The organism is Caldicoprobacter faecalis, assembly GCF_900115765.1.
Lineage (GTDB): Bacteria > Bacillota > Clostridia > Caldicoprobacterales > Caldicoprobacteraceae > Caldicoprobacter > Caldicoprobacter oshimai.
The window spans coordinates 1-14099 of sequence record NZ_FOXR01000042.1; the positions used below are offsets into that span (position 1 = coordinate 1).

At 47.6% G+C, this 14099-nt stretch carries 10 protein-coding genes, 1 tRNA gene, 1 other RNA gene and 1 pseudogene; 12 read left to right on the forward strand and 1 reads right to left on the reverse strand.

The genetic code is table 11. The annotated features are described in order from the left end of the window. Nucleotides 1–168 precede the first annotated feature (168 nt). The 12 genes and pseudogenes from BM241_RS10865 to gyrA all read left to right on the forward strand — a co-directional run bounded on the left by BM241_RS10865 (nucleotide 169) and on the right by gyrA (nucleotide 12195). Nucleotides 169–244 (forward strand) — tRNA-Ile (locus tag BM241_RS10865). Nucleotides 245–494: 250 nt separating this feature from the next. Then, nucleotides 495–1202, forward strand: coding sequence for a tRNA (adenine(22)-N(1))-methyltransferase (locus BM241_RS10870; protein WP_051456317.1), 708 nt, complete (start codon nucleotides 495–497; stop codon nucleotides 1200–1202). Continuing rightward, nucleotides 1169–2293, forward strand: coding sequence for a Nif3-like dinuclear metal center hexameric protein (locus tag BM241_RS10875; protein ID WP_092282776.1), 1125 nt, complete (start codon nucleotides 1169–1171; stop codon nucleotides 2291–2293). The genes BM241_RS10870 and BM241_RS10875 overlap by 34 nt, the downstream gene beginning before the upstream one ends. An 82-nt stretch (nucleotides 2294–2375) precedes the next feature. Continuing rightward, entirely contained in the window at nucleotides 2376–3116 is a 741-nt protein-coding gene (locus BM241_RS10880) for a zinc ribbon domain-containing protein (RefSeq protein WP_025747089.1), read from the forward strand. A 59-nt stretch (nucleotides 3117–3175) separates the two neighbouring features. Further along, nucleotides 3176–3545: RNase P RNA component class A (gene rnpB / locus BM241_RS10885), an RNA gene on the forward strand. Between the two features lie 162 nt (nucleotides 3546–3707). Further along, on the forward strand, nucleotides 3708–3947 hold the full coding sequence (locus tag BM241_RS10890; RefSeq protein ID WP_177206163.1) for a CopG family transcriptional regulator: 240 nt from the start codon (nucleotides 3708–3710) through the stop codon (nucleotides 3945–3947). After that, nucleotides 3937–5341, forward strand: a pseudogene (locus tag BM241_RS10895) (MATE family efflux transporter). Before BM241_RS10890 ends, BM241_RS10895 begins: the two are co-directional and overlap by 11 nt. A gap of 93 nt (nucleotides 5342–5434) precedes the next feature. Then, on the forward strand, nucleotides 5435–5692 hold the full coding sequence (locus BM241_RS10900; protein ID WP_025747087.1) for a YkuS family protein: 258 nt from the start codon (nucleotides 5435–5437) through the stop codon (nucleotides 5690–5692). A gap of 167 nt (nucleotides 5693–5859) precedes the next feature. Further along, nucleotides 5860–6711, forward strand: coding sequence for a DegV family protein (locus tag BM241_RS10905; protein ID WP_092282777.1), 852 nt, complete (start codon nucleotides 5860–5862; stop codon nucleotides 6709–6711). Between the two features lie 161 nt (nucleotides 6712–6872). Beyond that, complete coding sequence (locus BM241_RS10910; RefSeq protein WP_035146040.1) at nucleotides 6873–7613, forward strand: NAD-dependent protein deacylase; 741 nt, start codon at nucleotides 6873–6875, stop codon at nucleotides 7611–7613. Between the two features lie 156 nt (nucleotides 7614–7769). After that, nucleotides 7770–9725, forward strand: a complete 1956-nt coding sequence (gyrB, locus tag BM241_RS10915; RefSeq protein WP_025747084.1) for a DNA topoisomerase (ATP-hydrolyzing) subunit B — start codon at nucleotides 7770–7772, stop codon at nucleotides 9723–9725. Nucleotides 9726–9732: 7 nt separating this feature from the next. Further along, nucleotides 9733–12195 carry a DNA gyrase subunit A gene (gene gyrA / locus BM241_RS10920; RefSeq protein ID WP_092282778.1) on the forward strand — a complete coding sequence of 821 codons (2463 nt, stop codon included), beginning with the start codon at nucleotides 9733–9735 and terminating at the stop codon, nucleotides 12193–12195. A 239-nt stretch (nucleotides 12196–12434) separates the two neighbouring features. On the opposite strand, the gene BM241_RS10925 is transcribed toward gyrA, so the two are convergent. Then, nucleotides 12435–13832, reverse strand: a complete 1398-nt coding sequence (locus BM241_RS10925) for a sodium/proline symporter (RefSeq protein WP_340147913.1) — start codon at nucleotides 13830–13832, stop codon at nucleotides 12435–12437. Between the last annotated feature and the right edge of the window lie 267 nt (nucleotides 13833–14099).

The following is a 14099-nucleotide window of genomic DNA, read 5'->3' on the forward strand; positions in this document are numbered from 1 at the left end:
GTCATTTCTTTTTGTGTCATGTTGAATATCTCCTCTCTCATGTATGACATTATATCAGAATAATTTCAATATGACATTATCACAGAATAACAACATTGAGATTTTTTACCTATTGACTGAATAGTGGGATTGCGGTATAATATTACCCGCAGCTGCGGGGTTTTTTGTGGGCCTTTAGCTCAGCGGTCAGAGCAGCCGGCTCATAACCGGTTGGTCCGGGGTTCGAATCCCTGAAGGCCCACCATTTTATTTATGCCGATGATGCTTATATAACGTCTAGTGTCAGCTATAGCCAGGACAAGTGTGGGAAACAATGGGAGCATAAAGTTAGCATCTAATATAGTGGGTATGAGAGGTAGCAGTATTTGGCTGTAGCGTTGGTGAATGAAGCCCGAATAACCGTAAAAACGCGAAAGCGGATAATGATTGATGTCTTGTCGTAACAACAACGCCGGATAAAACGGTGTTTTTTTATTTAAGGTGATGGGATGCGGTTGAAAGGCAGACTGCTCAGCGTTGCCGAGATGGTGCCACGTTCAAAGTGCGTTGTGGATGTTGGGACTGATCACGGAAGGCTCCCTGTTTGGCTGGTCAAGAGCGGTATCGCAGAGAGAGCCATTGTTACCGACATAAGCGCTGCTTCGCTTAAAAAAGCAGAGGCATTGATAAAGGCTCATGGGTTGGAAAGCAAAATCGAACCAAGAGTGGGAGATGGCTTGTCTGTCGTATATCCAGGCGAAGCCGATACCGTGATTGTGGCTGGAATGGGGGGCCTGCTGATAAGGGATATTTTGAAGAATGCCCCACACGTGACGGCAAGCGTTAAAACTTTTGTGCTGCAGCCAATGAGGGCTCAGGGTTTGCTGAGAAAATGGCTGGCCGACAATGGATATACTATAGTGGATGAGTCACTGGTGCGTGAAAAGGACAAGTTCTATGAGGTCATCGTGGCCCGGCATGGCAGGCAGCACATCCCTAAGGATGTGTATTATGATATAGGATATATGCTCATCAAAAAGCAGGACCCGCTGCTTAAGGAGTTTATAGAGCATAAGATGGCTAAGATAGCGGCCATCATAGAGCAGCTGGAATCTCAAGGGACGCCGGACTCCAAAAAAGAACTTGATGAGTTCAAACGCAAGCTTGAAGAATACAGGGAGGTTTACCAATGGGTAACACGGTACGACAGGTCGTCAAGGTGATGGAGGAGATAGCACCTCCTTATCTTGCAGAGGAATGGGACAACGTAGGCCTGCTGGTGGGGGGGATGCAGGACAGCGTGCAGAAGGTCATGGTGTGCCTGGATGTGACCGAGGCTATAGTCCATGAGGCCATACAAAAAGGCTCGGATATGATCATATCGCACCACCCAGTTATATTTGAAAGGCTAAAGAGCCTGCGCAGCGATACGGGCAGGGAACGCCTGCTGCACCTTCTTGTTCGCAACAACATAGCGGTCTACTGTGCCCATACCAACCTCGACAAAGCTGCGGGAGGAGTGGATGATGTTTTAGCCGCGCGCCTGGGCCTTCAGGACGTCGAGCCTTTGAGTTTCGACCAGCGGGATAAGCTGTACAAGGTAGTGGTGTTTATTCCCAAAAGGCACGAGGATGCGGTGATGGAGGCGATGGCCCGGGCGGGTGCAGGGTGGATAGGCAATTACAGCCACTGCACTTTTCAGATTAACGGAACAGGCACCTTTATGCCCCTTGAAGGAACTAACCCTTATATCGGCCAGCAGGGACGCCTTGAGAGAGTGGATGAGGTTCGACTGGAGACCGTAGTGCTGTCGAGCCAGCTGGAAGATGTGATCGATGCCATGCTCAAGGTCCACCCTTATGAAGAGGTGGCGTATGATATATATCCATTGGCAAACCGCGTCAAAAAGCATGGCCTGGGAAGAATTGGGAGACTGCCGCACAGGATGTCGTTTGACGAATTTATAGAAAAGGTGTGCAAAGATTTAGGGGTTTCGAGCCTTCAGGTGGCAGGGTGGATTGACGGCGAAGTGCAGGTGGTGGCAACTTGCGCGGGATCGGGCGCCAGCTTGATAAACAAGGCTCACTCCAGCGGTGCTCAGGTCTTTTTGACGGGTGAGCTGAAGTATCACGATGCCCAGGCTGCAGCAGAGCTTGGCATGGCCGCCATAGCCGCGGGGCATTATGCCACCGAAGTCTTTATTGTGGAGGAGTTAGTTTGTCGTTTACAAAAAGCCTTTGATGCTTTACAATATGAGATAGAGGTATTTGCTGCCGAAACCATGGCTGATATCTACACGACGGTGGGGAAATAGTCTACCCCCTTTAAATTTTGTGTGAAGATTTTTTTGTGGGGGGTCGAGCGCTTTATGTGAAGGTTGAAAGGAGGTTGTGCTGATGGGACAGCTGGATCTGCTGTGGGAGTACCAGAATCTTGATTTAGCTTTGGATAAATATGACAAAATGAGAAAAAACTCTTCCTTGAGGAATAAATTGATAGAGCTTAAAAATTATTTGGTGCAGCAACAGGAACAGCTGGTGAAGCTCAACGAGGATGCAGAAAAGAAAAACCACATATTGAACCGGATCAATCATGAATATGAAGACATATTGAAGGCATTTAAATCGGACTTTGACAAGGTGAAAGGTGGTCAGGTCCGAAGCGTCAAGCAGCTGGAAGAAATGCAAAAGGCTGCCGTGGAGCTTAAAGAAAAACTGGCCAGGAAAGAGGAAGAGATAAAGGGCCTGCTCAAGGATATCCAGGCTCTTTCAAACAGGCTTGAAGATATACGGGTTCGTATAGTCAAGGCGAAAAAGGAGTATTCCAGCACCAAGACAGAGTACGATAACGAGGTTGCAAAGATTCAAAAGGAGTATCAGGAATTCAAAGCTCAGAGAAACGAATTGAAAAACAGGCTTGATCCTGAACTTATAAAGCGGTATAACAGGCTGAAGAAGAGCCGCGGTACTGCCATAGTCATGGTGGAGCAGAACTGCTGTGGAGGATGTAACATGAGTTTGGCGGCGCTGGTGCTTGAAAGGCTAAAAAAGGGAGATGACATTATAGAGTGTGAAAACTGTGGCCGAATACTTTATTTGGCCAATAAGGCCGATAACGATACCAAAAGCGCTGTTTGATAATTTGACAAAACGCGTGATCCATGCTATTATATATTGCGCAAATTGAATAGAGCATGTGAGTAAGTCGGGCGATCGCGGCTGTACACCATAAAAGTGCAGCTGAGGAAAGTCCGAGCTCCACAGGGCAGGGTGCTGGGTAACACCCAGTGGAGGCGACTCCAAGGAAAGTGCAACAGAAATAGACCGCCTGGTATTTGACGTTGTACGTCGAATGCTGGGTAAGGGTGGAAAGGTGAGGTAAGAGCTCACCAGCAATCCAGGCGACTGGATTGGCTCTGTAAACCCCACCTGGAGTAAGACCGAATAGGGGACATTATGTGGTGGCCCGCCACGTCCCGGGTAAGGTCGCTTGAGCCTATCTGGCAACAGTAGGCCTAGATAGATGATCGCCCTCGACAGAACTCGGCTTACAGACTTGCTCACATGTGCAGAAATCCCGCCGTATGGCGGGGCTTTGCTTTTATATGCTGTTATTTTTGTTGAAAGGTTTTCGAAAAACATGTTAAAAGGCGGAGAAAAGGGATTATTGTTGATATACACCTAAAAATGTGATCCACTTAATTACGTGGAGGTGGTACTGTGAAGAAGATGCAGAATATAACTTTATTGCTGCCTAAAGATTTATTACGAAAAGTAAAGCATATAGCTATAGATAGGCAAACTTCTGTTTCTGGCCTTTTGACAAAGATGTTAGAAGAAATAGTTAGAAAAGAAGACTTGTATGAAAAGGCAAAACTGCGTAATATTAGTCTGTTAGAAAGAGATAATATTAATCTTGGCACAGAAGGCAAAATTACCTGGAATAGAGATGATTTATATGCATTTTAAACAGCGCATAGGAGCGCTTGTGCGCCGCGATGTTTTGAGCCTTACCCTGCCGGTGGTAACCGAGCAGATGTTCACCATGTCGATGGGCATGATAAACGCCATAATGGTAGGTCAGGTGGGAAGTCAGGCTGTATCGGCGGTAGGCATGGTGGATTCCACAAACAACATCTTCGTGGCTTTTTTTTGTTGCTCTGTCGCTGGGTGGGACGGTGGTGGCACATTACGTAGGACACGGTAACCGTGAAGAGGCGAATGATGCCACTAAGCAGGCCATGTTTTCGGGACTGATCCTGTCGCTTTTTATCACGCTTGTAACCTGGATACTGCGCCGCTACATTATATTGGTGCTTTATGGAGCGGCTGAACCTGCCGTCATGGAAAATGTCAACGTGTATTTTGGCATAACACTCCTCACTTATCCGTTTATAGCTCTCACTTCTATCGCCTGTGGCGTATTAAGGGGCGCTGGAGATACCAGAACGCCCATGAAGGTTACTATACTGATGAACGCCATCAATATCTGCTTGGGGTATGTATTGATTTACGGGCTCAATATAAGCAATATACATTTTTCTGTATCAATTCCTGCGCTGGGGGTTAAAGGGGCTGCGATTGGTCTTGCCGTAGCAAGAGCGGTAGGCACTTTTATGATAATCCATGTTTTGGTCAAAGGCTCTAAAACCATAAGGCTTACCGATTTGCGCTCGTTTAAATTTAATCTACCGGTGCAGAAAGCCATATTTAACGTGGGCATTCCTGCAAGCGTTGAATCTTTGCTGTTCAACGGCGGGAAACTCATCACCCAGGTGTTCATTGTAGGCATGGGTACGGCTTCTATTGCTGCCAACTATATCGCTAGTTCTGTGTTTTCCATAGTCAACGTACCAGGAAATGCTCTGGGTGTTGCTGCCACAACCCTTGTGGGTCAATACATGGGCAGAGGTGAAAAGGAAGAAGCCAGTGACACCATGGTGTATTTGACCAAACTGGCGTCGTTTTGCATGCTGATACTGTGCATGTTTACCTACCCCTTGGCCATTCCGCTGGCCAGGCTGTACAGCAGAAGCGCGGATGTTATAGCCTTATCTGCGCACCTCATTCGCCTGACATCAATAGCCACACCGCCCCTGTGGCCCATTGCTTTTGTGCTACCCGCCGGATTGAAAGGGGCAGGGGATACCAGATACACCATGGCAACGTCATTTTTGGGTATGTGGGCTTTTAGGATTGTTCTGGGGTATATCCTTGGTGTTCCCCTGAAAATGGGAGTGGCAGGAGTGTGGATTGGTATGTTTACCGATTGGCTGGTAAGGGGTGTCCTGTACTATTCGAGATTGAAGAAGGGTAAATGGCTGCAAAATGTAGTGATTCAAGACATGAGCAGCATGGCATGATGTATATTTTTGTGTAGAAAAAAGCGGTTTGGCAATGTTGTATATAGATAAAGCCTTTGACAAATAATAAGTGTCAAAGGAGGTTGCGCGATCATGAAAAATATAGCGGTACAGAAAGGCCTAAGCCATGTGGCGGATTATTTAAAAAATGCAGGTTATCGCGTATTTGAATTTGATACCAGCCAGAAAAATCACGGTGATTTTTTCGACGGTTTTGATGCAGTGGTATTTACCGGGCTAGATGATAACGTTATGGGTATTCAAAATACCAACATTAATGTTCCGTTTATAGAGGCCAGTGGAATGACTCCTGAGGAGATAAAAGATGCTATAGAGCGGAAATTACAATGAGCATAGAGAAACATAGACACCTCGATGGTAAAAGGACCTTTAATCATAGATTAAAGGTCCTTTTATCTTTTTAAAGGATTTTTCACAATTATGTAGAATATATATTTTATCAACAAAGAATATCAACTTTTTATTTTTGACACAAGCGAAGTAAAGGAGGTTATTAGGTGGAAAAAAAGGTTAAGGTGTTTACCGACAGCACGGCCGACCTTTCACCTCAGCAGCTTGAGGCTCTGAATATCTCTGTGCTCCCACTTTATGTGACCATGGGGGATAAGAGCTATCGCGATGGAGTGGACATAACCACTGCTCAGCTTTATAAGATGGTGGACGAGCTTCGGACTTTGCCCAAGACGGCTGCAGCGCCGGTGGAAGATTTTGTTACCGCCTTTAAGCCATGGGTAGACCAGGGTTACGACGTCATTTTTGTGGGTATTTCATCCAAGCTGTCGGCCACAATCCAAAATGCCCTGATTGCGGCCGATGAATTCGAGCCGGGCAGGGTGCACGTGGTGGATTCGCAGAACCTGTCTACCGGGATAGGGTTGCTGGCGGTAAAAGCGGCGGAGCTGGCCATGCAAGGCATGGGAGCACAGGAGATTGTAGAAAGGGTAAATGCGCTGGTACCCAAAGTGCGCACCAGTTTTGTGATAAGCACCCTTAAATACCTTCACATGGGAGGAAGGTGTACGTCGCTTCAGCTGATTGCAGGCACCGTCTTAAAAATCAAGCCCCAGATTATAGTAAAGGATGGGGGAATGATAGTAGGAGAAAAGTACAGGGGTAAAGACAAAAAAGTGCTGGATTCATTCTATGCAGATCACGTAGGAGATGGGAAAAACGTTGATCTGGAGAGGATATTCGTGACCCATTCTGATTACCAGGAGGGAGCAGAATACCTTGCTGAAAAGCTGAAAAACGAGCTGAACCCAAAAGAAGTGTGTATAACCTCTGCGGGGGCGGTCATATCAAGCCATTGTGGTCCCGGTACGGTAGGCATACTGTACCTGGAGAAATAAGGGTGGCGATCAACGTGGCAAAAGGGGTTTTCGAAACGAAAATCCCTTTTTGTTTTGCACCCATAAACGGAAGGACATTTGTAGCAAAATATTTCGAAGGGTGTTATAATACCATGTGTTAGAGGTTTTAAATTTTCCATTTTTAGAAAGGGTGAGGTGCCGTGGATGAACTCAAAAAATTGGAGGAGTTTAAAAAAATTGTTGAGGGCAGCGATAATATAGTCTTCTTTGGTGGAGCGGGGGTTTCTACCGAGAGCAACATACCCGACTTCAGGAGTGCTTCGGGCCTGTACAGCACCAGCCAAAAGACATCATATCCGCCAGAGGTGATGCTGAGCCACAGCTTCTTTATCAAGCACCCCGAGGAGTTCTATGAGTTTTATAAAAGTAAGATGGTATACAGGGATGCGAAGCCCAACGCGGCACACATTGCTTTGGCAAAGCTGGAAGAGCAGGGAAAGCTCAAAGCAGTCATAACCCAGAATATAGATGGGCTGCATCAGGCGGCCGGAAGCAAAAACGTGCTGGAACTTCACGGCTCCATCCACAGGAATTATTGCATGAAATGTGGAGAGCATTACGACCTAGATTATGTGATGGACAGCAAGGAACTGGTTCCAAAATGCGAGAAGTGCGGTGGGATAGTCAGGCCTGATGTGGTGCTATATGAGGAAAGCCTGGACATGGATGTGTTGTATAAATCCATACACTACGTTTCCAATGCAGATGTGCTGATAGTGGGAGGAACATCCCTCGTGGTATATCCCGCTGCCGGGCTGGTGGATTATTATAAAGGAGGCAAGCTGATACTCATCAACAAAACGTCAACGCCTTATGATTATAAGGCCAACATCGTTATACACGATAGCATAGGCAAGGTATTGTCCTATGTGGTAGGGTAAAATTAAATGCAATCTAAGTTAACGGCGCTTCATAAACTGCGAAAGCTTTAAGGCATATTGAAATTCTGTACCAAAGTATATTGATTTTGCAAGAAATACAAAAAAATGATATAATAATGTTTGAAACAGAACATATGTTCTTAAGAGGAGGAAAAAATGGGACAGACTTACGGAGTCAGCAGCATACAGGTACTGGAAGGACTCGATGCCGTTCGCATGCGACCGGGGATGTACATCGGTTCGACCGGCCAGCGGGGGCTTCATCATCTCCTTTGGGAGATTGTGGACAATGCAATCGACGAAGCAGCCAATGGCTTTGCAACCAGGATTTCGGTTACCATCCACGAGGATAACAGCGTAACGGTGGAGGATGACGGCAGAGGAATACCGGTGGATATACATCCGGCCCTGGGTATACCGGGGGTACAGGTGGTGTTTACCCACCTTCACGCCGGCGGAAAGTTTAACAACGAAAATTATCGATTTTCTGGCGGCTTACACGGTGTGGGCGCATCGGTGGTAAACGCCTTGTCCCGATGGCTGGAAGTGGAGGTAAAGAGGGACGGGAAGCTTTACCGGCAGAGGTTTGAAAGCGTGTACGATCCGCAGCTTAAAAAAGTTGTTGCAGGCAAGCCCGTCACTCCCCTGGAGGTTATAGGCAGCGCTACTGGAACGGGCACCAAGGTGCGTTTTTTACCAGATGATCGCATATTTGAGGATGTGCGCATGAATGCCGATATCGTTTCAAGGCGGCTTAAGGAACTGGCCTATTTGAATGGCGGAGTGACCATAGAATTTTATGATGAGCGGATAAAGGATGCTGGTAGCAGGCGTACTTTTTGTTACAATGGCGGTATCGTTGACTTTGTAAAGTATCTCAACGAGGATAAAAACGTGCTCCACAGCGATGTCATATATATTGAAGGTGAGAAGGAAGGCATATTTGTTCAAATCGCCATTCAATACACCGATTCCTATACCGAGAGCATTTTTTCGTACGTAAACAACATCCCTACCACCGAAGGGGGAACCCATGAAACGGGCTTTAAGTCGGCGCTTACTAAGGTTTTGAACGACTATGCCAGGAAGTACAATTATTTAAAGGACAGGGATCCAAACCTTTCGGGCGAGGATTTCCGTGAAGGTATCACTGCGGTTATCTCCCTCAAGATGAACAACGTACAGTTTGAAGGGCAGACCAAGACCAAGCTGGGCAATACCGAGGCAAGGGTGGCTCTGGAGGCCATCGTCTCCGAACAGCTGGGCCATTACCTTGAACAGCCAGTCAACAGCGAGACAGCAAAGCTGATCATAGAAAAGGCCATAAAAGCGGCCAAGGTGAGGGAAGCGGCCAGAAAGGCCCGTGAAATTGCGCGGAAGAAAAGCAGTTTGGAAGGAGCGCCTTTGGTTGGAAAGCTGGCCAGCTGTACTGGCAGGGACCCAAGATTGAATGAGCTGTTTATCGTGGAGGGCGAATCGGCCGGCGGTTCCGCCAAGCAGGGGAGGGACAGAAGGTTTCAGGCAATACTTCCACTGCGAGGCAAGCCGCTTAACGCCGAGAAGAAAAGGCTGGATCAGGTGCTGAGCAATGAGGAATTTGCCACCATCATCTCTGCGCTGGGCACCGGTATTGGCGAGGATTTCAATTTGGCCAATCTGAAATACCACAAGGTGATAATACTATCCGATGCCGACCAGGACGGGGCACACATACGGGCCATTTTGCTCACCTTCTTTTTCCGCTACATGAAAGAGCTCATTACCAACGGCCATCTGTACATTGGCCTGCCACCCTTGTACAGGGTCACCGATGGAAAGAGAGAGGAATACGTTTACAACGATGAGGAGCTCAAGAGAGTCGTAAAGAGCATGGGGAAGAGGTACACCATACAGCGCTATAAGGGCTTGGGAGAGATGAATCCAGAGCAGCTGTGGGAGACCACAATGAATCCTCAAAAGAGGAAGATAATACAGGTTACGGTAGAGGATGCGGCCGAGGCCGACAGGCTGGTCACCATTTTGATGGGAGATAAGGTTCAGCCGCGAAAGGAATATATAAGCGCTTATGCCAATTTCAATAAAGTAGACGTTTTGCAAGAGATGGGAGTGTAGTTGAGGCATGGCGTCGAAAAGGATGGATAACGAATTTATGCAGAATCAGGACAACGTGATTCAAAAACCCCTGGAAGAAGTCATGCACGAGTCCATCATCCCGTATGCCGAGTACGTGATTATGGATCGGGCACTGCCCAGGGTGGAGGATGGACTTAAGCCGGTGCAGCGGAGGATACTTTATACCATGTACGAGCTGGGCCTCACACCTGATAAGCCGCACCGTAAGTCGGCCAGAATCGTGGGCGATACCCTAGGTAAATACCACCCTCACGGCGATGCATCGGTTTATGAGGCGATGGTGAGGATGGCGCAGGATTTCAACATGAGGGCGTTGCTGGTGGATGGATACGGCAACTTTGGCTCCATAGACGGGGATACGGCTGCCGCCATGCGGTATACCGAGGCACGCCTCACGCCTTTGGCAATGGAGATGCTGAGGGACATCGATAAGGACACCGTCAAGTTCAGCTTGAACTTTGATGATACCCTAAAGGAGCCTGATATGCTTCCGGGGAGATTTCCCAATGTGCTGGTCAACGGCGCTTCGGGCATCGCCGTGGGCATGGCGACGAATATTCCTCCTCATAATTTGGGTGAGGCCATAGATGCGGTGATAGCTCAGATGGAAAACCCCGATATTTCGCTGGATGAGCTGCTCAAAATCATGCCGGGGCCGGATTTCCCCACCGGAGGGATTATAATAGGCCAGGATGAGATAAAAAAGGCATATGAAACCGGGCACGGCAGGATTTTTTTGAGAGCCAGGGTAGAGGTAGAGGATGCTCCCGGAGGAAAGAAGCTGCTGGTGATAAAGGAGCTGCCTTATCAGGTTAACAAAGCGGCGCTGCTTGAAAAGATTTTGAATTTGAGCGAGGAGAAAAAAGGGGTACTAACCGGTATAGCCGACATTCGCGACGAGTCGGATAGGCAGGGCATACGCGCCGTCATTGAGCTTAAAAAGGATGCTGCCCCAGAAAAGATCCTCAATTATCTGTATAAATATTCCGATCTGCAAGTCTCGTTTGGGATTAATATGGTTGTCATTGCCGATGGAAAGCCGCAGCAGCTGGGGCTTAAAGCAATTATAGATTACTACATTCGCCATCAGAAGGATGTGGTCACCCGCCGCACCAGGTACGAATTGGATAAGGCCAAGGCACGGCAACATATCCTGGAAGGGCTCATGGTGGCAATACAGAACATAGACGAGGTGATAGCCATTATCCGTTCATCTGAAAATCCCGGCAAGGCAAAACAAAGGCTGATGGATAAGTTCAATTTGACCGACGTTCAGGCCCAGGCCATACTGGACATGAGGCTTCAAAAGCTCACAGGTCTTGAGATATCAAACCTCAAGAAGGAGTATGAGGACTTGACCAGGCAGATACGGCGGTTGGAGAACATACTCTCATCGGAGCAGGCTTTAATAAATGTCATCAAGCAAGAACTGCTTGAGATAAAGGAAAAGTATGCTGACCCTCGGAGGACAAAGATAATTGAAGACGTCAAGGAAGCCGAGATAAGTGTCGAGGACTTGATATACGTCGAGGATGCCGTTATCACCCTTTCTCATAACCAGTATATAAAGAGGGTTCCGGCCAAATCGTACAGCCGTTCCAGCCGCGACGTCGAAAGTGTCGAAACCGGTGACGGAGATTATATAGAGTTTGTGGTTGAGTCGGCCACCGACCACAAAGTGCTTATTTTTACAGATGTAGGTAACTGTTACACTCTGGCCTGCAACGACATTCCGGAAGGGAAATGGCGTGACAGGGGCGTGCCGCTGTATACACTGGTCAATTCCCTTGAGGGCGGTGAAAGGCCGGTGGCTGTACTCTCTGTAAAAGAGTTTGCGGAAGATCAATACATTCAGTTCTATACAGCTATGGGCATGATAAAGAGGACACCCCTTATCGAGTACAATGCCAAAAAGACCAAGATACAGGCCTGCGGGCTCAATGAGGGAGACAAGGTGGTGGCAGTCGAACTGACTCGCGGAGATAGAGATGTGATGCTTATCACCAGGGAAGGGATGAGCATCCGTTTCCACGGGGATGAAGTGCCAAGTGTGGGTAGGACCGCCAAGGGGGTTAAGGCTATAAGGCTTAAAGAGGACGATGAGGTGATCTTTGCTAGCGAGGTGGATGACGAAGGCGAGATTGTGGTGGTCACCGACAGGGGATTCGTCAAGCGAACCCTTCTGGTGGATTACCAGCCCCAGGGGCGTGGTGGTGTTGGCTTTAGAACCATCCGGTTTGCCAAGAATAAATCCAACGGCCGATATCTGGTTGCTGCCTTCTACGTTAAGGAGCCCTATGAAATCATCCTGCAGCAGAAGGATGGCACGGTGACCAGGGTAAGCACCGAATCCATTGCCATAACCGAAAGAGATGGGGCAGGAGAGGCGGCTTTGCTGGTGCTCATGGACAACGAGGTGTGCGCGGCGTATAGGAATTATAAGGATTAAAGGATAATAAAAGCAATGATTATACTGGGAAGATATAAGGTATCTAAAAAATAAAAAATATAAGGCAGCTTGTATTAGACTGCCTTATATTTTTTGACCAGCCTAAACTCCTCTTTCACTTCCTCGGGCGGTTCTTTGGTTAGCAGCGATACCACCACAATGGCCACGCAGGATATAACAAATGCAGGAAGCAGCTCGTATATTTTGAAGATTCCTCCCAAGGGGCTAAGAAACAGTTTTCATATGAACACCGTCGCACCGCCAGAAACCATTCCGGCGATGGCTCCTGCCCTGGTGGTTCTCTCCCAGAACAGCGAAAACAGTATGATTGGCCCGAAGGTTGCGCCAAAGCCTGCCCATGCAAAGGATACAACTCTGAATATGATGCTGTTTTCGTCAAGGGCGATGATCATTGCTATTACGGAGATAACAAGCAGTGTTAGCCTTGTCATGCGCAATACAGTCCTGTCATCCGCTTCTTTTTTGAGGATACCCTGGAATATGTTTTTTGAAAACGACGAAGCGGCTATGAGCAGGTAGGAATCGGCTGAGCTGATGGTTGCTGCAAGTATCCCTGCCAGGACGATTCCGGCAAATATTGGAATAAAGAATTTGGTTGACATTAAAATAAATATGTTCTCCGATACACTTTGAGTGAGGAATGCACTGGGATAGAGTATTCTGCCCGTTATGCCTATGATAACCGCTGCTGCCAGCGAGATTATAACCCAAACGGTTGCAATCCTTCTCGAGAATTTGATGTTGCTTGATTTGTTGATTGCCATGAACTTTACCAGCACTTGAGGCATGCCGAAGTAGCCCAATCCCCAGGAAAGGATGGATATTATCGATAGCCAATCGTATTTAGCTGGTTCTCCGAATACAGGCTTGCCGTTTTCAATTTGCTGTACTCCATCTATAATCTTTGGCTGCGCGATTGAAAATATGTCAAAGAAGCCGGGGATGGCTTTTGCTTTTTCAATTACCGAAGAAATCCCTCCTGCCACAAAGATGCCAGATACCAGGACAACGGTAAGAGCAAAGAACATTATTACTCCCTGCATGAAATCCGATGCACTTTCTGCCAGAAATCCTCCTATAAATGTGTATGAAACTACAAACACAGCCCCCACAATCATGCTATAGACGTACCTGCTTCCAAACAGCATGCTGAAGAGCTTTCCGACGGCTACAAAGCAGCTTGCGGCATAGATGCTAAAAAAGACCAGTATGAAAAGGGCTGCGATGGTCATTATCACCTTTTTATCTTCCTTGAACCTGTTGCTTAAAAAGTCGGGAATGGTTATTGCATCTCCAGCAATGTGGGAATATATGCGCAGCCTCTTTGCCACAAGCAGCCAGTTCAAATAGGTGCCTATACACAGTCCTAATGCCGTCCAAAACGCTTCTCCCAAGCCCGACCAGTAGGCAATTCCCGGGAGTCCCATGAGCAGCCATCCGCTCATGTCGGAAGCCTCGGCAGCCATGGCGGTGACCCACGGTCCCAGGGACCTGCCGCCTATGAGGTAGTTGTGGCTGCTCTCGTTTGCGCGCTTTGCGTAATAGACTCCTATGCCAATAACCGCTGAGATATAGATTACCATTGCGATTATGATCTGAAGCTTGTCCATATCCATGCTACCATCACTCCTGATTGTTTATGGATTTTACGTAGGTGTACACAATGAATACATTATAAAGCATATTTATGCAGCCACGCAATATGGAGTTTTCAGTGCTTTGACTTCTCCCCGCCCTGGAAGGGGCGAGGATTCTTGACAGCTCCGAATTTCAGGCCGTCTTCCCTACTGGGTGGATATTCCACTCAATAGGGCAACACAGGTGTGGTGTGTACCTCACACCTGTGGGGTAAGCCAATAGCCCTACTACCAGGCTTAAAGAGC